The organism is Vibrio glycogenivorans, from assembly GCF_051660965.1.
In the GTDB taxonomy this organism is placed as follows: domain Bacteria; phylum Pseudomonadota; class Gammaproteobacteria; order Enterobacterales; family Vibrionaceae; genus Vibrio.
The window spans coordinates 211,442-233,980 of sequence record NZ_JBPVIS010000009.1; the positions used below are offsets into that span (position 1 = coordinate 211,442).

The 22,539-nt window shown below is 46.9% G+C and carries 18 protein-coding genes; 3 read left to right on the forward strand and 15 right to left on the reverse strand.

Features of this window, described 5'->3' with window-relative positions; translation table 11 throughout:
- Positions 1-164: 164 nt before the first annotated feature.
- The 4 genes from ACSTTG_RS17900 to ACSTTG_RS17915 are packed head-to-tail and all read right to left on the reverse strand — an operon-like array spanning position 165 to position 4,406.
- Positions 165-842 (reverse strand): TVP38/TMEM64 family protein, encoded by a 678-nt coding sequence (locus ACSTTG_RS17900; protein WP_438475746.1) that lies wholly within the window; start codon positions 840-842, stop codon positions 165-167.
- 11 nt (positions 843-853) lie between these two features.
- A complete protein-coding gene (locus ACSTTG_RS17905) occupies positions 854-1,624 on the reverse strand; it encodes a heterodisulfide reductase-related iron-sulfur binding cluster (protein WP_438475747.1) in 771 nt (256 codons plus the stop codon).
- Positions 1,624-3,414, reverse strand: coding sequence for an FAD-dependent oxidoreductase (locus tag ACSTTG_RS17910; protein ID WP_438475748.1), 1,791 nt, complete (start codon positions 3,412-3,414; stop codon positions 1,624-1,626). Before ACSTTG_RS17910 ends, ACSTTG_RS17905 begins: the two co-directional genes overlap by 1 nt.
- A gap of 14 nt (positions 3,415-3,428) precedes the next feature.
- Complete coding sequence (locus ACSTTG_RS17915) at positions 3,429-4,406, reverse strand: sulfurtransferase (protein WP_438460228.1); 978 nt, start codon at positions 4,404-4,406, stop codon at positions 3,429-3,431.
- A gap of 294 nt (positions 4,407-4,700) precedes the next feature.
- Between ACSTTG_RS17915 and ACSTTG_RS17920 the strand changes: the two genes are divergently transcribed.
- Together ACSTTG_RS17920 and ACSTTG_RS17925 are read left to right on the forward strand one after the other, a co-directional pair.
- Positions 4,701-6,509 (forward strand): sensor histidine kinase, encoded by a 1,809-nt coding sequence (locus ACSTTG_RS17920; RefSeq protein ID WP_438475749.1) that lies wholly within the window; start codon positions 4,701-4,703, stop codon positions 6,507-6,509.
- On the forward strand, positions 6,506-7,114 hold the full coding sequence (locus tag ACSTTG_RS17925; protein WP_438460226.1) for a response regulator transcription factor: 609 nt from the start codon (positions 6,506-6,508) through the stop codon (positions 7,112-7,114). The genes ACSTTG_RS17920 and ACSTTG_RS17925 overlap by 4 nt, the downstream gene beginning before the upstream one ends.
- Before the next feature lie 257 nt (positions 7,115-7,371).
- On the opposite strand, the gene ACSTTG_RS17930 is transcribed toward ACSTTG_RS17925, so the two are convergent.
- From ACSTTG_RS17930 to guaB, 7 genes are all read right to left on the reverse strand, one after another.
- Complete coding sequence (locus ACSTTG_RS17930; RefSeq protein WP_438475750.1) at positions 7,372-8,166, reverse strand: ABC transporter ATP-binding protein; 795 nt, start codon at positions 8,164-8,166, stop codon at positions 7,372-7,374.
- Entirely contained in the window at positions 8,159-8,944 is a 786-nt protein-coding gene (locus ACSTTG_RS17935; protein ID WP_438475751.1) for an ABC transporter ATP-binding protein, read from the reverse strand. The genes ACSTTG_RS17930 and ACSTTG_RS17935 overlap by 8 nt, the downstream gene beginning before the upstream one ends.
- A 98-nt stretch (positions 8,945-9,042) precedes the next feature.
- Positions 9,043-10,611 carry an ABC transporter substrate-binding protein gene (locus ACSTTG_RS17940; protein WP_438460223.1) on the reverse strand — a complete coding sequence of 523 codons (1,569 nt, stop codon included), beginning with the start codon at positions 10,609-10,611 and terminating at the stop codon, positions 9,043-9,045.
- A gap of 89 nt (positions 10,612-10,700) precedes the next feature.
- Positions 10,701-11,516: a nickel transporter permease gene (nikC, locus tag ACSTTG_RS17945; protein ID WP_438460222.1), complete on the reverse strand. Its 816-nt coding sequence runs from the start codon at positions 11,514-11,516 to the stop codon at positions 10,701-10,703.
- 9 nt (positions 11,517-11,525) lie between these two features.
- Positions 11,526-12,530 (reverse strand): ABC transporter permease, encoded by a 1,005-nt coding sequence (locus ACSTTG_RS17950; RefSeq protein ID WP_438460221.1) that lies wholly within the window; start codon positions 12,528-12,530, stop codon positions 11,526-11,528.
- A gap of 881 nt (positions 12,531-13,411) precedes the next feature.
- Positions 13,412-14,989 (reverse strand): glutamine-hydrolyzing GMP synthase, encoded by a 1,578-nt coding sequence (gene guaA / locus ACSTTG_RS17955; RefSeq protein ID WP_438475752.1) that lies wholly within the window; start codon positions 14,987-14,989, stop codon positions 13,412-13,414.
- 133 nt (positions 14,990-15,122) lie between these two features.
- Positions 15,123-16,586 (reverse strand): IMP dehydrogenase, encoded by a 1,464-nt coding sequence (gene guaB, locus ACSTTG_RS17960; RefSeq protein WP_438460219.1) that lies wholly within the window; start codon positions 16,584-16,586, stop codon positions 15,123-15,125.
- 172 nt (positions 16,587-16,758) lie between these two features.
- On the opposite strand from guaB, the gene xseA reads away from it, so the two are divergent.
- Positions 16,759-18,138, forward strand: coding sequence for an exodeoxyribonuclease VII large subunit (gene xseA / locus ACSTTG_RS17965; RefSeq protein ID WP_438460218.1), 1,380 nt, complete (start codon positions 16,759-16,761; stop codon positions 18,136-18,138).
- A gap of 150 nt (positions 18,139-18,288) precedes the next feature.
- Here the strand turns inward: xseA and ACSTTG_RS17970 are convergent, their stop codons facing one another.
- The 4 genes from ACSTTG_RS17970 to bamB form a co-directional block, all read right to left on the reverse strand.
- Positions 18,289-18,510 (reverse strand): zinc ribbon domain-containing protein, encoded by a 222-nt coding sequence (locus ACSTTG_RS17970; protein WP_438475753.1) that lies wholly within the window; start codon positions 18,508-18,510, stop codon positions 18,289-18,291.
- 238 nt (positions 18,511-18,748) lie between these two features.
- On the reverse strand, positions 18,749-19,633 hold the full coding sequence (locus ACSTTG_RS17975; RefSeq protein WP_438460216.1) for an alanyl-tRNA editing protein: 885 nt from the start codon (positions 19,631-19,633) through the stop codon (positions 18,749-18,751).
- Positions 19,634-19,707: 74 nt separating this feature from the next.
- A complete protein-coding gene (gene der, locus ACSTTG_RS17980) occupies positions 19,708-21,192 on the reverse strand; it encodes a ribosome biogenesis GTPase Der (RefSeq protein ID WP_438460215.1) in 1,485 nt (494 codons plus the stop codon).
- A 186-nt stretch (positions 21,193-21,378) separates the two neighbouring features.
- Positions 21,379-22,539, reverse strand: a complete 1,161-nt coding sequence (gene bamB, locus ACSTTG_RS17985; protein ID WP_438475754.1) for an outer membrane protein assembly factor BamB — start codon at positions 22,537-22,539, stop codon at positions 21,379-21,381.

Below are 22,539 nucleotides of genomic sequence, written 5' to 3' on the forward strand. Positions count from 1 at the left end.
AAAATTTCATCAATAGTTTGCAAAACAAAAACAGAAGGGAGAATTTGTACACAAACTCTCCCTATCTTGTTGAAAGGCTGGACAAGTGACTTGGTTTTGAGGGGCAAAGCCCGGTCAATACTTTGCTTAGTTTGGCAGAGCAGTGCCCCCTAATCCAAACGTCGTTACTTCGCTAGCGCTTCCATATCAATGCCTTTTTTCTTGGCAATATATTTTGGAATCAATGACATGCCAAATAGAACCAAGCCAGCGGCAGCAAATTTAACCAGCAGCATCGCAGACACACCGTTGGTAGCGATATCACCCGCCATATAGGCGAAGATGAAGGCGCCAGGTGCCATGGTCACCAGTGAAACTAGAATATAGGTGCCAAGATTAAGGCCAGTAATGCCATAGGCGTAGTTCTGTAGACTAAAGGGGAACACTGGCACCAAGCGAGTGAGGATCAAAAAGCTCGACCCATTTTGCGCCACGCCATCATCGATCTTCTTAAAGATTGGGTTATCACCAAACTTGTTTAGGATCAGGTCACGGAAAATAAACCGTGCACAGAGAAACGCCACAGTTGCCCCAAGTGTCGCTGAAAACAGCGCCAGCAACGCCCCTTTCACTGGGCCAAAGACAATGCCCGCGACGATGGTGAATGCACTCCCTGGCAGCATAAAGACACAGGCAAATACAAACGCCAGGACAAAGACTAGGTAACCCCATAAGCCAAAGCCAGCAATCCAGGCTTGCAGGCGACTAATATCAGTAATGATCTCGAGTAACCCAGTTTGTTTCGCGCCGAAGATCACCGCTGCGATAGCCAGTATCGCAGCCAAAATTTTTACAATTTTCATTTTCTAATGCCTTAAACTGCCATGCATTTAATCAGACCCGCTTTCGACTTGTAGCGGTTAAACCAAGATTTAACTGGGCTTGCCAGAACATTTGCCGGTGGTGGCGTGTCTTTCATCACCACGGGACCAAACATCAGGTCCAAGATGTGCCAAGATGCGGTATCGACGCCCATCATGGAAGCTCGGCAAGCCGCGCAGTACACCACGACATGGTCGGTTTCAAATTCATCAACACGACGCTTGATCACCCGATTGGCCACATCCGGGTTAGCCGGCACCACCATGCCACCAAAGCCACAACAACGGGTGTTTTCTTTGGTGTGCTCAGGCTCAACGGTCTTATAACCCAGCTCATTCATGATCCAGCGGATGCCCTCTTGCAGCTCTCGCTCATGGCGCGTGGAGCAAGAGTCATGAATCGTGAACACCACATCGCTGTCTTTTGCCTTACCAACCAACTCTTTCGGCAAGCCAATTTGCGGCAGCAGCGTCCACAGGGAGACCGGCACTTGGTTATCAGAGAACTTTTTGATCATGCCAAAGCAGCTTTGACAGGCGACGATGACTTCCTCGGCATCGACTTTATCGAAATCAGACTGAAGCATGCCAAAGCGCTGCTTGAACTGCTCGGTCTGTCCCAGGGCCGCGGTAGGCTTACCACAGCATTTTTGCACTGCCCCCATTTCTGGGAAGACTTCTTTTAGGTAATTTGCAATCGCTGCAACCCCTTCAGGCGAGTAGGATGGCAAGCTACAACCTGGCATAAAAATCTTATTGCTCATTATTTTGCTCCGCGCTTAGCCATAGTGAAGAATTTTGAGAACCCGAGCATTTGATGCATGTTGATTGCTTTGTGCCCCGGTATCGGTGAATTGCCATCATTGGCCTTAACAAAGTCCGCACGCGAGCCCATAAAGATATCCTTCATTGGGAAGGCTTTAGGACAAACCAAGGTACACTGATCACAAGCGTTACAGGAATAGGCCAGCAGCGGGTCCATATCTTTATTGTCGATGAAGTCTTTAAATAGCGTCTTTGGACAGTCACCAAAATCATTCATCATCACGCATTCACTCATGCACAGCTTGCAAGTACACTGCAAGCAACGACCGGCTTCGGTTTGAACATCTTGTTCACTAAAGCCAAAGTCGACCTGATTGAAATCACGCTTGCGCTCTTCAGCATCACGCAATAGACCATGCAGGCGTGGCGTGTCCTGAGTCCCTTTAGGCAGTGGAACATCTAAACGTGATGGGTAGCTATATTCAAGGGTAAAATCACGGCCTTCCGTCAGGTCGCGCTGAGCAAACTGACGCTCAACACTCAATGCCGCTTTATGGCCAAGCGCCATGGCTTCCACCACGATGTTACCGCCACAAGCATCACCCGCAACATAAACACCATCGACCGATGTCGCTAGCGTGTCTTTATCGACGACGTATCGACCACCACGCGTTTGCTCTAGGGCGCCGCCAGTGATATCGGCAACAATCTGTCCTGTTGCAAACACAACAGTATCGACCTCAATTGTGCGCGTTTCCTCAGTATATTGAGGCGCAAAGTTCCCCTCGCTATCAAAGATCGATGCCACCTTCTTAAGGGTAATGGCCGTCACTCGACCATCCTCAGATTGGATAGACACCGGGCCCCAGCCAGCGTTAAAGCTCACGCCTTCTTCGAGCGACTCATCAATCTCAACCTGACTCGCTGGCAGGCTATCTAGCGACTCGAGTGAGCACTGGTGAACCTGATCGGCCCCAATGCGCCATGAAGAGCGAGCGCAATCCATCGCAACGTCACCGCCACCAATGACCATCACTCGCTTACCTGCGCGTGGGAAGGCTTGGGTTTGCGCGATCTCTTTTAGGTACTCAACCGCCGAAAATACCCCATTAGCCTCATGACCTGGCAAAGGAATGATAGAGCCCACATGTGCGCCATGAGCCAGAATGACGGCATCAAATTGCGCGCGAAGATCAGCGAACAGGATATCCTTGCCAATCTCAACCCCAAAGCGCGTTTCGATACCCAGCAGTTCAAGATAGCTGTATTCGAAATCAATCACATCGCGGGGCAGTCGGTATTCAGGAATACCAACTCGCATCATACCGCCGTAAACATCGAGCTTTTCAAACACGGTAATGCTGTGACCTTGACGGCGCAGCTCGATTGCAGCTTGAGCGCCCGCAGGGCCAGCCCCAACGATTGCGACTTTCTTGCCGGTTTCAGCGGCGATGGTCAGGTCCCAGTTTTCTGCTTTGTCCATTTGCTCGGCGACAAAGCGCTTGATCCCAGCGACACTGATCGGCTGACCGAACTCAGTATTGCGACGACAAGCCACCTCACATGGGTGAGCACAGATACGACCTAGTGTTTGCGGCAGAAAGAGGCGGCGACGCACCACGTCTAAAGACTCTTGGTATTTGCCTTCACCGGCAAGGCGAACATACTGTTTCACATCGGTGTGCATCGGACAGGCCGTCTGACAAGCCGGGTCCGCATCCCCCATACAACCATCGACAATCACTTGCGCCGTGTCGTACAGTTTTTGACTGAAAATTACGTTACTCATTACTCGCTGCCGCCCTAGCCGTTACCGTTGATAACTTTAACCGCTGGGTTGTTCTCGACGTAGTGCTCGTGGCTGTACTCAATCCAAGAGCCATCGTAGTTGTAGACTTCTTCAGCGCCCAAAATCTCTTTAAGTACGATCAGTGAGTGCGCTGAGCGAACACCAGACTGACAATAAGTGATCACTTTTTTACCTTGAATAATATCGGCATACAGCGCTTCAAGCTCTGGCATCGACTTAAGGGTACTGTCATCTTCAACCGTCTCTGTCCACTCGATGTGCACGCTAGTCGGAATCGCGCCAGGGCCTGCTGCCCCGCTGACTGTGGTTGAGCCGTCAAATTCAGCCAGAGTACGGGTATCAATGATCACCCAATCTTCGTTAGTTTGCGCTTCGAGAACCATATCTAATGTCGCCAGCTCAACCTCTGAGTAGTTTGGCGCTGCGTACTGAGTTGGCTCAACGGTTGGATTGGCATTGCCCGTCGCAAACCCAGCACCCATCCAAGCATTTAGGCCACCATCAAGATAACGAACGTCTTCATGCCCAAGTGCAGCAACTTGCCAGAACAGGCGAGCCGCATCATGGTGAGAATCCGCGGCATACACGACAATCGTTGTCTCAGGTGTTGCGCCGAAATCACTCAGTAGTGCTTCCATCTCTTGCTGGGTGTTCTGCATCCCACCAAAAGGATAAGCATCTGAGGCTGCTGAGTAATCGTTGCGCCACATGGTGAACGAGCCAGAGATTGGCTGATTTGGGCGCATTGGGTTAAGGGCGCCGATGACGACCACATCCTGACCCGAGTTCATCAGTACATTCAGCTCTTGAGCCGAGATAAAGCTATCGCTTTGGTGGTACTGAGCAAACTTCGAGTTGAGCGCGGTTTCACTCACTTCCACCGCAGTCGCACCAAACAAGTTCGTGTAGGCTGCATAGCCGCCAATCACTGCTGCGGCCACTACGCCAATCGCAATCGTTGATTTTTTCATTCGATATATCCAGTATAAGTATTAATAGTTAAAATGATAAATTAGTTAAATCTTTTTATTTTCATGGATTTATAACATGCAGCTCCATTGTTGATATATTTAATCCTTAGAACTAATGGGGCTATTAAAGAGGCTAATGTCATATAACCATTTAGTAGTATGGGCGAATTTTCACTCTTAAGTGGCCGTATGGATATTGTGGTTTTCCACAGTATTTGACTTGTCTTGATCTGAAACAAATCGCTTGCTGACAAAATTAAAAATAATGAGATCAGCCACGCTAAATCACACATTATGAAAAACTTTCTATCGATCATTTTTGCGCTTGTGCTGACGATTTCTGATGTCAGCGCCTCAGTCGAAGTTCAGTCCAGTGCATTGGATATCGAGCACTACAATGTTGGGGTGCTTGCACTACGAGGGCACAGACATACCCATGAGCACTGGCGGCCAACACTAGACTGGCTTGAAAGCCGGATACCCAACACTCGGTTCCACCTCTATACCTATGACTTTGACTTGCTTGAGCAGGAATTTTTAGCGGATCAGCTCGACTTTGTACTAACTAGCCCTGGGCAGGCGACTACATTTGCCCGCCAATTCGAGGTGACGGGGCTTGCCACCTTAAAAACGGGGTTCAGTGACCTGCAAAGTCGCTCAATCGCGTCGGTGGTGCTCGTCAGAGAAAACTCCCCGTATAAAAGCTTTGAGGATTTGTCGCGTAAACCAATGGCCGCAGTAGACCCAAAAGCGTTTGGTGGATTTTTGGCTTTTTTATACGAGATAGAGCAGCGCAACTTAGCCACCTCGTCCTACTTTCGAAATCTCACGTTTACCGGGCCACCGACAGACAACATTATCCGCTCAGTGATCAGTGGCGAGATTGAGGTGGCAATAGTGCCTGCGTGTACCTATGAGAATATGTTGCTCGATGGAGTGATTGCAAAAGCCAAGTTGAGGGTGATTAATGAACAGCGCCCCTACAACTCAAGTTGTGCAGTCAGCACCCCCCTTTATCCAAACTGGACATGGGCGAAAACCGACCGCGCTGATGACAATATAGGCAAGCAGGTGTCTCAAGCCTTGATGGCGATGCCTGAGGAGCATCCGGCAGCCAAAGCCCTGTATAGCATTGGCTGGACCTTTCCCGTCAGTAATACCGATGTGGATAAAGTGTACAAGTTCCTCGATATGCATCCTTTGCAGAAACACTGGCAGCAACGTTTACTCGAACTAGCTAAGCGTCACTACTACGTGGTGATGATCATGATATTGGCGCTGGTCGCGATGACCGGCTATCACTTGCTGCTGACTTATCGCTTTAATCAAAACCGCAAACAGCTTGAGCAGTCTCTCGATGAGTTAAAAGAGAAGAACGCCATGCTAGAGCACGTGCAGCGTACCATGATCATTGGTGAGCTCGGCTCCAGTCTCGCTCACGAGATCAATCAGCCCCTCTCGACAATCAAAAACTACTCACGGGGCCTGGTTAATTTTATTCACCAAGGGAGGGAAGTCGATGACTTACCAGGCACACTTAAAAAAATTGATCAACAAGCCTCCGTTGCCAGCGATATCATTCAGCGTTTACGTGCACTGGTAAAACGGCGCGAAACAACACTTACCTTGTGCGATCCAGTCAGCTTTATCAATGAGTCGATGGAGCTGATAGAATCTAACTTTAGACGCCATAACATTACCTTGTCGTTTGAAGTCATCGGCCAACCCTATTCTGCCCTGTTTGACTATGTTGGAATGCAACAAGTCCTGCTCAACCTATTGAGAAATGCCAGCGATGCCTGTCAATCCGTCACGGCTATTCGCAGCGAGCTCATAGTGAAGGTCACTCTTACTTATGCGCCAACTCATGTTGAAATTCAGGTGCAAGACAATGGCAATGGCCTGACTGCTAGCGATGAAGAAGTACACAGTGCCTTCTTTTCCACCAAGGACAGTGGTCTTGGCCTTGGACTATCCATTTGTCGAGATGTAATAGAAAAGCACGATGGTCACCTATTGTTGTACAATGCCGAGCTCGGCTGCGTTGCCCAAGTCACTATTCCAAGAAAAGCCCCAGACCCAAGAAGAGCCCTAGAGTCATGAGCAAACAACCACTACCGATATACTTGATAGACGATGAGCAAGAAGTGCGCGAGTCACTTGGGTTTCTCCTTAGTAGCTTTGGCTTAAAGGTCTCAAGCTTTTGTTCTGGAATGGATTTTTTTGATCAAGTAGACATCAATCAACCTGGATGTGTGGTCCTAGATATGCGCATGCCAGAGATGCTCGGTCAGGAAGTTCATCACAAGCTACTGCAGGAGTACAGCCCACTGAAAGTGATTTTTCTCACCGGGCATGGTGATATCCCCTCGGCGGTAGAGGCGCTAAAAAAGGGGGCCATCGACTTCTTACAAAAACCGGTCGACGGTGAGGCATTGGTTGAGGCGATTTATCGCTGCCTTGAGCTGTCTGAACAGCAAGCGGTAATTGACAGCTACCTACAGAACTACCACACCCTGACTAAACGCGAGAGTCAGGTACTAGACTTACTCACCAGTGGCAAACGCAATCAACAAATTGCCGATCAACTGTGCCTGTCACTGAGAACGATTGAGGTACACCGCTCCAACATTTTGAAAAAGCTTGAGGTTACAACCCTTGCAGAGCTGATGCTGAAATATGGTGAAATCATCAGAAATGACACTTAGGTTTAAGACGAAAGAAACACAGATCACCATAAATTGAATTTAGCTTAGACGGTCCAGTGACAACTGTCCTAACAAAGAGCGGGGGCGTCTCCATAGAAGGCATCCCCACTCAGCCAATTGTCGATGCAGAAAGTCCTATTCATGAACGCATGTACTTCGAGCGCTATGACTTGTGTCCAGTTTTCTACTTATTTAGACTAGAAAGCGCTCGGCCTCAACAACACTGAACACTCGGTAAAGCAAAATAAATTTACCACTTAGATCTTAGGTGATAAATTCTTATTGATAAGACTGGCAGAATACATCAGTTTTCTTGTGTACTCGTTATATTCTCGGTTCTTAGATTCATCTTTATTTATAATATCAACAATGCAACCTTGATTCATAACGATCACTCTATCCGCAATTAACCTGGTCAGGAAAATGTCATGGGAGATGAAAATAATCGATATATTTTGCTCTCGGTTCAGCTTAAGCAAAGTATCAATAATGTTTTTTTGCACAGAAACATCTAGTGCTGATGTTGCTTCATCACAAAGGAGGATCTTTGGCCTTAAGGCAATGGCCCTTGCAATAGCAACACGCTGAGCTTGACCACCACTCATATTATGCGGGTATTTTTCCAAGAAAGATTCATCAAGCTCTACAGAACGCAACAATTCAATTGCTTTTTCTTCAATTTGTCTTCTTTTAATCTTCCCATAATTCAACAATGGCTCACAGATAATATCCTTTACCCTTTTCTTGGGGTTCATAGAAGAAATGGGATCTTGAAAAATCATCTGAATATTTTTACGATGTATGCGAAGTTTTTCCCCAGACAAAGTGCTATATTCTTCTCCACATATTTTTATTTCGCCATGGTGTGGTTTTTCAATATGCATAAGTAATTTAGCCAGTGTACTTTTACCACTACCACTTTCACCTACAACCCCTAATATCTCTCCTTCCATGAGAGAAAAATTAATATGGTCATTTGCGCTGATAACATGATTTTTCCGCTTAAAATCCTTACATAGGTCCTTAACGCTTAGTATTACTTCTTCAGCCATCTTGCATGTCCTCAAGAATAGTGGAATTAATCAATTTCTTTGTATACTCGTTACTTGGACTTTGGACAATACTAGACATGGTATTGGATTCCATGATTTGCCCATCAAGCATAACCAAGCAATCATCGGCCATATAAGAAGCTACGCCAAGGTTATGTGTAACAATAATGATGGTTGTTCCATATTTTTCATTGATGGATTTTAATAAATCAATCACCTGAATTTGTGTCGTTACATCTAAAGCAGAAGTAGGCTCATCAGCTAATATCAATTGGGGATTAAAAGTTATCGCCATCGCGATTCCTACACGCTGCTGCATGCCGCCGCTTAACTCAAATGGGTAGCTATACATGAGTTCTTCAGCATTAGATAGTTGAACTTTCTCCAAGGTTTTGACGGCAAGTTCTCTTGCTTCAGATTTGGACATTTTTTCGTGTGACCGAATGAACTCAATATATTGCTGCCCTATAGTATAAACGGGGTTTAACATTGATCCGGAGTGTTGAAATACGAAAGCTATATCCTTGCCTTTTTTATGATTTGTATTTTTTAGTAGAGGGATATCATCAAAAATAACACTCCCTTTTGTGACTATACCCGTTGGAGGAAGAATTCCCATGATTGCACGAATGACACTGGTCTTGCCGCTTCCGCTTTCGCCTACGATGGCGACAATCTTACCGCTCTCAACTTGTAGGCAAAAGTCCTCTACAATCACATTTGAAGGTTGATCATAGGCTATACTTAAATCTGATACATCTAATAGGAATTTACCCACAAACTTAATCTCCTTTGTATAAAGTGCAGAGTCGAGCACTGATGCACAGAGCCTCCTTCAAACCTTGCAGTTTACTTGTTTGAGAGAGGCTCAGTCGTTTACTTAAATCTCAATTCAGGAGTAAGTTGGTAATAGTAGTAAGCACCAATATTTGTCCCTTCGAGTCCAGCGGCATAACACACATTATATTCTGGGTAGCCACTAATTAAGGCTACAGCGTTATCAATAAGAATCTGCTGTAGCTCGACGACATACTCTCTTCTTACATTGGCATCAAATTCCGACTCCAATTTTTCGTAAATGGCGTCATACTCTGCATTGGAAAATCCGCTATAGTTGCTGTCCAAATTACCGCTATACCAACGTGACAGGAATTTCCCAGGATCTCCAGTCGGTGTCGCTGTATCATGACTACCAATAATATCAAAATCATGGGAAAACAGCCTTGGAAGATAATCTTCTAGAACAATGTGGTTTACACCAAGACCAAGCTTTTTAATAAACTCAATCCGTGCTTCAATTTCTTTTTGGCCAGGAAGAGAGACGTAATCGAGAACAATGTTCTCGCCATCAAGTTCACGAATGCCATCGCCAGTGGTATCCACAATTCCATTATCATCAAGCAGTTTCACTGCAGCATCAAAGTTATAGGAATAAGGGTTGGTTAGTCTGTGATAATCAAAGTCTAAGCCCGATGGAATGACTGAGAATCCCCAACTGTAAAGACCGTCTAAAACATTATCTGCAATGATATTTCCATCGATAGACATAACAATGGCTTTGCGCAGAATCTCATTCGAAAGAATTCCTCTAAAGTTCATGTGGTCCAGCTCAGTTTTGGTACCGGCATACTCTTCCACTATGACATTCTCATTGCCTTCAAGAGCTCTAAGTCCACCAGGTTGTAGGTTTACCGTAAAGTCGATACTTCCGTCCATAAGTGCCATGGCTCGCATATTACCGTCTTGCATGTGAACAACTTCGAATTCATTAAAACCAGGCTCGCCATTCCAGTAGTTTTCGTTACGAACCCCACTTAGGGAAATACCAGGCTGAAATTCTGTGATAATATAAGGCCCAGTACCAACAACACTTTCTGTGAATGTATTTCTTTCCTTGGATGCTTCTACATCCACAATTAACTGCCAAGGGTAACCAAGTGCTCCGGGTAAGTCTGGAGTAGGTATCGAGGTCTCAATATAGATAATGTAATTTTCATCATCGGCTACAATGGAATTAAACGTAAAGTGCCCATGGGGGTTACCGCCTCCACCATTAGCAGGATCTTCCATCGAATATAAACGTTCGATTGACTCCTTGACCTTTGTTGCAGTCATAGGCACACCATTTGAGAAAACCACATCTTCACGCAGTTTAAATTCCCAAAGCAAATTATTATCTTCACTGATCTGCCAGCTTTCAGCAAGCCAAGGAATAACTTCGCCGGTTTTAGAATATTTGGTCAATGTTTCACCCACACCAAATTCTACAACATACCAACTATCCCAATCCTTAGAGGGTTCTAAGGTTGCTGGAAAATAGTAAGTAGCAATAACCACTTTATCATTTTTGTCTACTTCTGACCCTGAGTCACCTGAATATTTAGCAAATAACATGGCCACACCAGTTATTATAACTAAAGCTATCAAAACAATTCTTTTGTTCATTTAACAAACTTCCTTTCTCTAATCGCTAGTATTTACAGCGAAAGATATTCACTAATTTAATTTTAAAAACTAAAACTTTTCATACCGCATTAATTTGATTTCGTATCAAAAACATCACGCATACTATCGCCAAACAAGTTAAAAATAATAACTACAATCAACATCGTCACTCCCGGCGCAAAAATAAGATGTGGTGCCGTTAAGAACGAACCTCTTGCCTCACTCAGCATATATCCCCACTCAGGGGTTGGGGGCAAAATTCCAAAACCCAAAAAGGATAAGGAAGATAAAAGTAATATCATACTTCCAATATCAAGAGATGCAGCAACAAAAATTTGAGGAATGATATTGGGAAAAACATGGGAAAACACGATTTTATGAGGTTTAGTCCCGTTTGTTATTGCAGCGATAAGGTAATTCTGCGTTTTGATTTTCATGACTAAACTTCTTGTCAGTCGTGCGTATTTCGCCCACTTTACCGCAAAAATAGCCACCATCGCAGGAAGTAGTCCAGTTCCAAAAATCCCTATAATAGCTAACGCCAACACAAGATCAGGAAAAGAAAGCATGGTGTCAACAATGCGCATAATAAATGTATCAACCCTACCTCCATTGTATCCGGCAAACATACCAAGGCAAACGCCTACAGTAGTCGTCAGTATTATAAGAGCAAGGGCAGATAAGACCGAGGCTTGCGTTCCTAATATAAGCCTAGAGAAAATATCTCTGCCAAGGCTGTCGGTTCCAGCCCAATGCTCAGCACTTGGGGCTGTGTTGGAACGAGTAAAATCGGTGTAATAAGGGTCTTGAGGAGTTAGAAATGGTGCGAATACGGCCACAAAAAAGACAAGACCAACCATGACGAGAATAGTAATCGTTTTTGCATTTTTAAGTTTATTAATCATGACCATTCCCTATGAAACTTTTCTTAGCCGTGGGTCAAGGGCTTGGTAAAGTAAATCTGTAAAAATATTAATCAACGTATAACACATGGCGATCCATAACACGAGACCTTGGATCAGCGGATAATCCCTATAATCAACAGCATAAATAATGAGATTACCTAGCCCCTGAAAAGAGAAAATAACTTCAATGATGGCTACACCACCTAATAGAGAGCCTAAAGAAAAGGCAATCAAAGTAACGAGTGGTAGCATTGTATTGCGCATGACATGAATAAATAAAATTCTTGATTCGCTTACGCCTCTTGCTCGTGCACCATAAACGTAGTCCTGTGAAAGTTCTTCAAGGAAAAAAGCTCTAATCTGCCGCGTATATTCTGAGCTTATAACAACTGCCAATGAAAGCACCGGTAATATCAAGGATTGAATAGTCCCTGATTTAGTAAAAACTGGGATTAATTTAAGCTGATAGGAAAATACATAGGTTAAGATCAGTGCAATCAGAAAGTTAGGAGCAGAATTACCTACAAAGCTTGTGAAACGAATTATATAGTCCGTAAATTTATTCTTCCTTACTGCTGACAAAATACCTAGAGGCAATGAAACTGTGAGAGTCACGAACAAAACGCATAGGGCAAGAGTTATGGTCGGTTGCAGGTTTTTCAAAATAAGCTTGAGAACATCGTCATGTTGAGAAAAGGATGTACCTAAATCTCCCTGCAAGCACCTAATCAGCCATAAAAAGTATCTTTCAAGGAAAGGCTTGTCTAGACCAAGCTGGCTACGCGTTAAAGCCAGCATTTCTTGTGTTGGTATGACTCCTGCGGCTTCATACATTTTAGCTCCTGGTTCACCAGGAGCCAGAGAGGTTAATACGAAGGTGAGAAAACTGACAGCCAGCAATACAGTCAATAACTGCATAGGCTTATGTAAATAACTCATTACCTTTCTGTAAACTGAACCGTTTAGGTAACTTGTTTCCTTCCTGTAAGCTGGATTACTTGCTCCTTCAATCATCTATTTTCTTCACTATTTATATTTTCGTCTTTAAAGTTAACGGACATATCATGGCATCCAAATAATTGATTGCAATTTAACCTTCCTCTGAGCGTATAGCTAACTGGGAAGCGTTTGGTACGGGTTACGTGGACCAACATTAATCGGTTCTAAAAGTGTAATAATTCACCTTAAAAACCGCTATGAGCATAAATTGCAGTCATTTTCCGCTCAACATAGCCCCATTTATCAATGGCGCTATGTTATAACATAACTTTATTGCAGTTAAAAATAGTTTGTATTGCATTTCTCATAATTAGGCTTGTTTATCCTCATGCTTTTCCGAGTTTAGATGCACTTCTTTTACAAGGTCGCCGTTTCAAATTCTTTGTAGTGGTTTAACGATCCCGCGCACACAATTAGGTGGTAAAGTCACCACCACCATTAATAAGGTGCCAAATGCCAAAATATTGTCTGCCGAGTTAGAAATGGATCTGGCATGCTTGGTTCTTGACCAAGGTTACTCAGTTCCTAAAGCAGTGCGCTCAATAGATGTGGGTTATACAGTTTTGCGGTGGTGGGTCGGACAGCTTAAGATCGAGCGAGGTGGTATGAATTCATCGGTCAAAACACTGACTCCGAAACAGATACAAACTCAAGAGTTGGAAGTCCCGATTAATCAACTTGAGAGAAAAATCGCTATTAGATACGGCCACAGTTATCTCAATATCGAACGAGCTCAAACGCTCAATATAGGTTGCAATCTAAATCAACTAACAAGACTTATTGCCTGAAGTCAATCTAACTGCAATCATTGATATTGTTAATCAAATGAAAAAAGCCCCGAGTACTGTATATAAAGTACTCGGGGCTTTTTAGATTCAGTTACTAAGCGGCGGGGATTATTCCCACTCGATTGTCGCTGGCGGCTTACCTGAGATATCGTAAACCACGCGCGAGATACCGTCGATCTCGTTGATGATACGGTTCGATACCTTACCTAGGAAGTCATATGGTAGGTGTGCCCAGTGGGCCGTCATGAAGTCAATGGTCTCAACCGCGCGCAGTGATACCACCCAATCGTACTTACGGCCATCGCCCATTACGCCAACAGAGCGTACTGGTAGGAATACCGTAAATGCTTGAGAAACCTTGTGGTATAGGTCTGCTGCGTGCAGTTCTTCAATAAAGATAGCGTCTGCGCGACGTAGCAGGTCACAGTACTCTTTCTTGATCTCACCAAGAACACGTACACCTAGACCTGGACCCGGGAACGGGTGACGGTAGAGCATGTTGTACGGTAGACCAAGCTCTAGACCGATCTTGCGTACTTCATCTTTAAACAGCTCACGTAGAGGCTCAACCAGACCCATCTCCATATCATCTGGCAGACCGCCAACGTTATGGTGAGATTTGATCACGTGCGCTTTACCCGTCTTAGACGCTGCTGACTCGATAACGTCTGGGTAGATAGTGCCTTGAGCTAGCCATTTAGCGTTCTTAAGCTTCTTCGACTCTTCATCGAATACATCAACAAACACGTGACCGATGGTCTTGCGCTTGTCTTCTGGATCAGATTTGCCTTCCAGTGCTTTGAGGAAGCGCTCTTCTGCATCAACCTTGATGATGTTCAGACCGAAGTGGTCACCAAACATCTCCATCACCTGCTCACCCTCGTTCAGGCGCAGTAGGCCGTTGTCAACGAACACACAAGTCAGCTTGTCGCCGATCGCGCGGTGCACTAGCATCGCTACCACAGATGAATCAACACCACCTGATAGACCTAGGATAACCTCATCATCACCCACTTGCTCTTTGATGCGAGCGATCGCGTCATCGATGATCGACTGAGAGGTCCATAGCTTTTCACAGCCACACACGTTAAGAACAAAGTTCTCTAGCATGCGAGTACCTTGGCGAGTGTGCGTCACCTCTGGGTGGAACTGCACGCCGTAGTACTTCTTCTCTTCGTTGGCCATTGCCGCGTAAGGACAGGTGTCTGTTTGAGCAATCTTGGTGAAGTCAGATGGGATCTCAACCACTTTGTCGCCGTGGCTCATCCACACGTCAAGCAGTGCATTGCCGTCTTCAGCAATCGCATCTTCGATGTTGCTAAATAGAGATGACTCGTGAACCACTTTTACTTGTGCGTAGCCAAACTCACGCTCATCAGAGCCTGCTACTTTACCACCTAGCTGCTCAGCCATGGTTTGCATGCCGTAGCAGATACCCAGTACAGGAACACCTGAATCAAACACGTATTGTGGTGCGCGTGGCGAGTTTTCTTCGGTTACGCTTTCAGGGCCACCAGAGAGGATGATACCGTCTGGGTTGAATTCACGAATATCCGCTTCTTCTACATCCCAGCTCCATAGTTCACAGTAAACACCGATTTCGCGAACGCGGCGTGCTACGAGCTGAGTGTATTGCGATCCGAAGTCTAGGATAAGGATACGCTGGTCATGAATATTTTTCGTCATATTGGGCAGTCTTTTTAAGCTGGGTTAAGAAAACGAGGCGAGTTTACTCGCCCCGCTTAAATGCTTCAAGGAAAAAAGCAAACGTTTTCGTCGCGGGACTCTTTATTCAGAGCCCCTCATTTCTGCGAAGAAATTAACCGCGACGGTAGTTTGGCGCTTCCTTAGTGATTTGAACGTCATGCACGTGCGATTCCGCCATGCCTGCACCCGAGATGCGCACGAATTCAGCTTTAGTACGCATATCTTCGATAGTGGCAGAGCCGGTTAGACCCATGCTTGAACGCAGACCACCCATTTGCTGGTGAACGATCTCTTTTAGGCGACCTTTGTACGCGATACGACCCTCGATACCTTCTGGTACCAATTTGTCTGCCGCGTTATCAGTCTGGAAGTAACGGTCTGAAGAGCCTTGAGACATTGCGCCAAGTGAGCCCATACCGCGGTAAGCTTTGTATGAACGACCGTTGTAAAGGATGACCTCACCCGGTGCTTCTTCAGTACCCGCGAACATTGAGCCCACCATCACACACGATGCACCAGCAACGATCGCTTTACAGATATCACCAGAGAAGCGGATACCACCGTCAGCAATCACTGGGATGCCTTGCTTGTTCGCTACTTCAACCGCGTCAGCAATCGCTGTCACCTGAGGAACACCGACACCCGTTACGATACGAGTGGTACAGATTGAACCTGGGCCGATACCCACTTTCACTGCGCTAACGCCTGCGTCGATCAGTGCCTGAGCACCTGCGCCAGTCGCTACGTTACCGCCGATGATATCAAGATCTGGGTACGCTGCGCGAGTTTCGCGGATACGGTTTAGAACACCCTCAGAGTGGCCGTGTGAAGAGTCGATTAGAAGAACATCGATGCCCGCTTCAACAAGAGCTGCAACGCGCTCTTCGTTACCAGCGCCTGCGCCAACCGCAGCACCAACACGCAAGCGACCTTGTGCGTCTTTACATGCGTTTGGCTTACGCTCTGCTTTGTGGAAATCTTTTGCCGTGATCATACCGGTTAGTTGGAACTCTTCGTTCACAACAAGTACTTTCTCAACGCGTGCTTCGTGCATCTTCTCTTGCACTTCTTCACGAGTTGCACCTTCTTTAACTGAAGCTAGGTTCTCTTTTGCCGTCATTACTGACTCAACAGATTTAGACAGGTCAGTTACAAAGCGTACGTCACGACCAGTGATGATACCCACTAGTTCATTGTTTTCAGTAACAACCGGGAAACCAGCAAAGCCGTGCTTCTCCGTCAGAGCCACAACATCGGCAATCGTTGCATGTGGGTTTACTGTTACAGGGTCTGTTACTACACCAGCTTCAAATTTCTTAACCGTGCGAACTTCAGCAGCTTGCTGCTCAATAGACATGTTCTTATGGATAAAGCCAATGCCGCCTTCCTGCGCCAGAGCGATAGCCAGACGGGCTTCGGTCACGGTGTCCATCGACGCAGAGATCATTGGGATGTTTAGAGTAATATTCTTCGTCAGCTGAGTGCGAAGATCAGCTGTATTTGGGAGAACGGTGGAGTGTGCTGGCACCAGTAGTACGTCGTCGAATGTCAGCGCTTCTTTGGCAATTCTTAGCATTTGCAATATCTCACAATTAGGATAGGTAAAAATAGAGAAACCCAAACTCATCGTTTCGCATAATGAGTGCAGTTAGCTGCGTTTGGATTAGATATTGCGGAGGGATTATACGGTCAACGCAAACGGTTGGCTACACATTTTTCTATTTTTTATTTGCATTTTACCCCTTGCTATGTATTATATTGCCGCTAACTTCCATACTCACGTCCTGAGAATCGCTGTGTCTGCTGCGACTAATCCCAATATCTTCACTGTTTCACGGCTCAATGCCGAAGTGCGCCTCCTTCTCGAAAATGAGATGGGTATTGTTTGGCTGCTCGGTGAGATCTCCAACTTTTCTGCCCCGGTATCAGGTCACTGGTACTTCACGCTCAAAGATGCTCGCGCTCAGGTTAAGTGCGCCATGTTTCGTGGTAATAATCGCCGCGTCAGCTTTAAGCCACAGTCTGGGCAGCAGGTATTAGTCAAAGCGCGCCTATCGCTGTATGAACCACGCGGCGACTATCAACTGATTATTGAGAGTATGCAGCCTGAAGGTGATGGCCGACTGCAGCAGCAGTTCGAAGAGCTCAAAATGCGCCTTGCAGGCGAGGGTTTGTTCGCCCAGACCAATAAGCGGCCTCTTCCTGAGCACCCTAAACGGGTTGGGATCATCACCTCGCAAACCGGTGCCGCGCTGTTTGATATCCTTGATGTACTCAAAAGGCGTGACCCGACCCTTCCAGTGGTGATTTACCCCACCATGGTTCAAGGAGGTGATGCCGCGATTAAGATCGCTCAAGCCATTGGCACCGCCAATGAGCGTAATGAGTGTGACGTACTGATCGTCGGGCGTGGGGGTGGCTCACTTGAGGATCTGTGGTGCTTTAATGAAGAGATCGTCGCCCGCACGATTGCGGCGAGCCAGATCCCGATCATTAGTGCTGTTGGGCACGAAATTGATGTAACTATCGCCGACTTTGTTGCCGATATGCGCGCACCTACCCCATCAGCCGCGGCCGAGTTAGTCAGTCGCGATAACAGCCATAAACGCCAAGGTGTACAGACACGCGTCAATCGTCTGTTCAATGCCGCACGCTTGTATTTCCAAGAGCAAAAGCAGCGCCGAGCCCAACTGCTGCACCGACTCGAGAAGCAGCACCCAAGCTATCAACTTGAACGCCAGTCGCAACAACTCGATGAGCTCGAGCGCCGCATGCAGCATGCTATGGCGCTGTATATGACTAAGCAACGCAGTGGTGTTGAACGTCAGCAGCAGAAAATCCTGTCTGCCTCGCCAGTTAACACCATTAATCAGCAGCAACATCAACTTAGTCGCACCCAGCATCGCTTGGTAGACGCCATAAAGCGTCAACTTCTGACCTCCCAACACCAAGTCGCACTCGCGGCTGAAAAACTCGATGCGGTCAGCCCCCTGGCCACACTCAAGCGCGGCTACTCGATCACCCAACTAGAATCTGGACAGGTCGTTACACAGGCTGAGCAAGTTAAATCGGGCGATGTGTTGGTGACGCGCTTGGCTGATGGTGACGTTACTTCTATTGCACGCTAAAAGCAGGTGCGAGGTTCGGGGACGGGCTTCGCCCTACGAGGTGCGAGGATTTTCTGCCACGCAGGGAATCCTTTAATCTTATCGGAGATATCACAGCACCAAAGACCCCTCGCTCCCCGTAGCGCAGCGTCCCCGCACCTCGCTCCTTTTTTAATCTTGTACGAATTCGATCCTGATTCGCGATTTAGACTTTAGCTCGTTACAGCTGTTGCAGAAATAGCTGGCGGCGCCGCAGGCTTGGAGCTTCTCTAGTTGGGCTTCGCAGTCTGGGCAGAAGGCGATCTTTTTAAAGCGCACTTCGCACTGATTACACACATAGCCACCATCCCAGTCCAGCTCTTGATGACAGTTTGGACAATTATTGCTGCTCATTACGACTCTCACTAAATAAGTTTGTTATAAATTGAACGATCTGATCCAAGCTTTTGCCAATGATCTTTATACGATCATCGGCGTTTTCCAATGTGATCAGCGATCTGCGGCAAAAAGAACATTTATATAACCACACACCGAAAGCATAAGTTACATATCCTGCATTTCAATTACAGACAGTTGAAAACACTGGTAATTGAATATAAATGCAAGAATAACCACATTTAATAAAAAGATCTTATTCTGAATCTGCACTAGTTACATTGGTGTGCATTTCAATGTTCTGCGCATCAATTTGACGCAGTTCTACGCTAATCGTCGCATACTCTTTTAGCGATTTCACGTGGGTTCCACCACATGGGATCACGGCAGGTGCTCGCTCACCAAGATCACAGTGCCAGTAACGTGAATGCGTCAGTGCCTCGCCTTGGCACTCCATTACCACATCTGCACCCGTGGCAAGCCAATCCACCAGCTGTTGATTCACCTGTAGGGCTATCTGATCAAGGTTGGCCAGCATATCGGCGCTATTTAGGCCACGTTTGCGTAGGGTCTTACCTAAGCGATACTGGTCAACACAACGATCCTCATTAACAAAGCTGGTTTCTTGTGCGTAGCTATTAAAATCGTAATGCCCATGCGGATCGAGGCGATCAGCCTGCTTACGCCAATAACCGCCCTCAACCAGGATCTTGTTAAGAGCAAGGTATGCCAAGTGACCTGCACTGTGTCCACGACTTAAGGCAAGCTGATAGCTTTGATCCACATTCAGCGATACGTCAGTATCTATGCTTAGCGCGACTTCTCCCTCAAGCACGTGTACGACAACAAACGCCCAGCCAAACTGGTCACGCTTTACTGGGATCGCGCGATCAACAAACAGCTCACCAGTGGCGAGATCCACTGCGCCAACGAGACAATCGACGACTTGGTGTGACTCACTTCCTAGCACAAGGTGACCCTTATCCGCGGGATGATCCGGCCAGATATGACTCACAGGATGAAAGGGAGTTTGCTCGGTGATAACAAAGGTTTTGTCAGCTTGGTGCTTAACCAGTAGCACCTTGCTCGTCAGTGACCAAATACCATGACAGAACTGTACTTGGGTTGGAGATACTTGCATCTTTACTCCTTAGGTTAAATGCAAAAAGCGCCATAGACCTCGGTCTATGGCGCTTTTAAAATCAATCGACTGGATTACTTCTTGCGGCCTTTCATCATGCTCATAAGCTTTTTGCGCTTACGCTCTTGAGACAGCGTCATCTTGCTCGATTTACCCTCAAACGGGTTATCGCTGCTCTGGAACTGGATACGGATTGGTGTACCCATGATATCGAGAGACTTACGGTAGTAGTTCATCAGGTAACGCTTGTACGAATCTGGCAGCTCATTAACTAGGTTGCCGTGGATCACCACGATCGGTGGGTTATAACCCCCCGCGTGTGCGTACTTAAGCTTCACGCGACGACCACGCACCATTGGTGGTTGGTGATCGTCAGTAGCCATCTTCATAATACGTGTTAGTACTGAAGTGCCCACACGTGTTGTCGCTGATTTGTAAGCCTCTTGTACTGACTCAAATAGGTGACCAACACCCGTGCCGTGCAGCGCTGAGATAAAGTGAATACGCGCAAAGTCAACAAAGCCAAGACGACGGTCGAGCTCTTTCTTCACGTGCTCTTTGACGTCCATATCCAGGCCATCCCACTTGTTAACGGCAATCACAATCGAACGACCGGCGTTCAATGCAAAGCCGAGTAGGCTCAAGTCTTGATCCGAGATGTTCTCACGTGCATCGATAACCAGCAATACCACGTTGGCATCTTCTACTGCTTTCAGCGTTTTCACCACCGAGAACTTTTCCACTGTCTCGTTGATGCGCTTACGACGACGCACACCCGCAGTATCGATTAGGACATATTCACGACCATCACGCTCCATCGGAATGTAGATAGAGTCGCGCGTTGTGCCTGGCATGTCATACACCACCACACGCTCTTCACCCAAGATGCGGTTAGTCAGGGTCGATTTACCCACGTTCGGACGACCGATGATCGCGAGCTTGATTGGTTTTTCTTGCAGGCGCTGGTACTCGGCTTCAGCCTCTTCCTCGGTGTAATCGAGTTTCTCTTCCTCAACGTCTTCAAACTCGGTCAGATCTTCGATCTCACCCTGCTGCTCAAGCAACTGCTCAGCAAATGGGTTTAAAGCACGATCAATCAGAGCGCCGACACCACGGCCGTGCGCTGCTGCGATCTGGTACATGCTCTCAACACCCAGTTGCCAGAAGTCGGCACTGGCTGCATCGGCATCGATGCCATCGACCTTGTTCACCACCAGCATTGATGGCTTTTCGATCTTACGTAGGTGATTTGAGATCGCGATATCCGATGGTGTTAGACCAGCGCGGCCATCCACCATAAACAACACCACATCAGCCTCGTCAATCGCCGCTAACGACTGCTCAGCCATTTTGGTCTCAACACCTTCCTCAGTACCGTCGATACCGCCGGTGTCGATCACAATAAATTCGTGTTCACCAAGCTTAGCCTGGCCGTATTTACGGTCGCGCGTTAACCCAGGGAAATCCGCAACCAATGCGTCGCGCGTACGAGTCAATCGGTTAAACAACGTCGACTTACCAACGTTCGGACGCCCAACGAGGGCAACAACAGGTACCATAATAACCTCTACACTATGTTCTCTCTGTAGCTATAGGTAACCGCTTGCTAATCAGTTCGCCAGCGTTTTACCTATAACCACAAGTTTATAAAAGATTGAGTAATTTTCGTCCCTTTTTACTCGCTTTCAATAAAACGGCTCCTAACTGCGCAGCAGCCAGGAGCCGAATGTGAATACTATCACAAATTATTTGTTAAGCGTCAGTTTCTTTACATCGCCATTACGCGTGATAAGCACGTAGCCATCATCAACCGCGATTGGGCTGACAGCGAATCCGCTCTCATCAACTAACTGCTTAGAGACAAAATCACCTGATTCACGGTCTAGCCAGTAAAGATAACCCTCGCTATCACCAACCACCACGTGACGATCAATGATCACCGGCGCGGTCAGCAAGCGGTGCTCAAGCTGGCTATTGACCCACAACTCTGTACCACTGCGCGCATCGACCGCTACAAGGTGGTCTTTGTCCGTCGCCAGATAGATGCTGCGGTTATCGGTCGTCATATCGTTGGCTGATGAGTATGGGCGTTTCCATACTGGCTGCCCGGAGCGAAGATCAACGCTGACCAAGTTGCCATTAAAGCCAACGATGTACAGCGTGCTACCAAGAATAATAGGTGACGCATCGACATCAACTAGGCGATCGATCTCAGTGGCACCTTGCGGCAAACCGATCGGTTGCTGCCAGATCAACTGACCGTTCTCAACAATCGCTGCCGCCAAGCGACCATTCGCCGTGCCCCAGAAGACGCCACCAGACACCGCTGCCGGGCGACTATCGCCACGCAGGGTTAGGTTCGGTACATCCATACTGATGGCCCAGCGCTGATTACCGGTATCTTGGTCTAGCGCTAGCAGCATGCCGCGAGCGGTATGCACGATAATCAGGTTGCTCTCCGCAATCGGCGCGGTTAAGACCTCGCCCTCAACTTGTGCTCGCCACAGCGTTTCACCACTGTCTTGATCAAGGGCGATAACTTCACCGTTTTCGCTACCGATGTAAACCTTAGAGTAAGCGCCTAAAATACCGCCTGAAAGACGAGCAGAGGTATCTCCTGCGAGATTAGCTTGCCACAACTGCTTACCAGTCTCAGGATCTAGCGCCTTGACTAGGCCCTCTCGGCTTGCAACAAACACCTTGTCATAAGCATATTCTGGAGACAGCTTAGAGAAGTAGTGTTCAACTCCACTGCCAACTGAACTTTTCCATTGTTGCTGAGGAGAAAACTGACTCTCCACCTCTGGCACAGGTGCCATGATAATGGTGTCTTCCTCTCCCGCACATCCTGCCAAAATACCAAGTGCCACCGCTGGCATCAGTACTTTGCGAAGCAGTTTATTCAT

Coding starts and splice junctions, on each gene's coding strand:
- ACSTTG_RS17900 (WP_438475746.1), bottom strand. CDS start 842: ATGAAAATTGTAAAAATTTTGGCTGCGATACTGGCTATCGCAGCGGTG.
- ACSTTG_RS17905 (WP_438475747.1), bottom strand. CDS start 1,624: ATGAGCAATAAGATTTTTATGCCAGGTTGTAGCTTGCCATCCTACTCG.
- ACSTTG_RS17910 (WP_438475748.1), bottom strand. CDS start 3,414: ATGAGTAACGTAATTTTCAGTCAAAAACTGTACGACACGGCGCAAGTG.
- ACSTTG_RS17915 (WP_438460228.1), bottom strand. CDS start 4,406: ATGAAAAAATCAACGATTGCGATTGGCGTAGTGGCCGCAGCAGTGATT.
- ACSTTG_RS17920 (WP_438475749.1), top strand. CDS start 4,701: ATGAAAAACTTTCTATCGATCATTTTTGCGCTTGTGCTGACGATTTCT.
- ACSTTG_RS17925 (WP_438460226.1), top strand. CDS start 6,506: ATGAGCAAACAACCACTACCGATATACTTGATAGACGATGAGCAAGAA.
- ACSTTG_RS17930 (WP_438475750.1), bottom strand. CDS start 8,166: ATGGCTGAAGAAGTAATACTAAGCGTTAAGGACCTATGTAAGGATTTT.
- ACSTTG_RS17940 (WP_438460223.1), bottom strand. CDS start 10,611: ATGAACAAAAGAATTGTTTTGATAGCTTTAGTTATAATAACTGGTGTG.
- nikC (WP_438460222.1), bottom strand. CDS start 11,516: ATGATTAATAAACTTAAAAATGCAAAAACGATTACTATTCTCGTCATG.
- ACSTTG_RS17950 (WP_438460221.1), bottom strand. CDS start 12,530: ATGATTGAAGGAGCAAGTAATCCAGCTTACAGGAAGGAAACAAGTTAC.
- guaA (WP_438475752.1), bottom strand. CDS start 14,989: ATGACGAAAAATATTCATGACCAGCGTATCCTTATCCTAGACTTCGGA.
- guaB (WP_438460219.1), bottom strand. CDS start 16,586: ATGCTAAGAATTGCCAAAGAAGCGCTGACATTCGACGACGTACTACTG.
- xseA (WP_438460218.1), top strand. CDS start 16,759: ATGTATTATATTGCCGCTAACTTCCATACTCACGTCCTGAGAATCGCT.
- ACSTTG_RS17970 (WP_438475753.1), bottom strand. CDS start 18,510: ATGAGCAGCAATAATTGTCCAAACTGTCATCAAGAGCTGGACTGGGAT.
- ACSTTG_RS17975 (WP_438460216.1), bottom strand. CDS start 19,633: ATGCAAGTATCTCCAACCCAAGTACAGTTCTGTCATGGTATTTGGTCA.
- der (WP_438460215.1), bottom strand. CDS start 21,192: ATGGTACCTGTTGTTGCCCTCGTTGGGCGTCCGAACGTTGGTAAGTCG.
- bamB (WP_438475754.1), bottom strand. CDS start 22,539: ATGAATAAACTGCTTCGCAAAGTACTGATGCCAGCGGTGGCACTTGGT.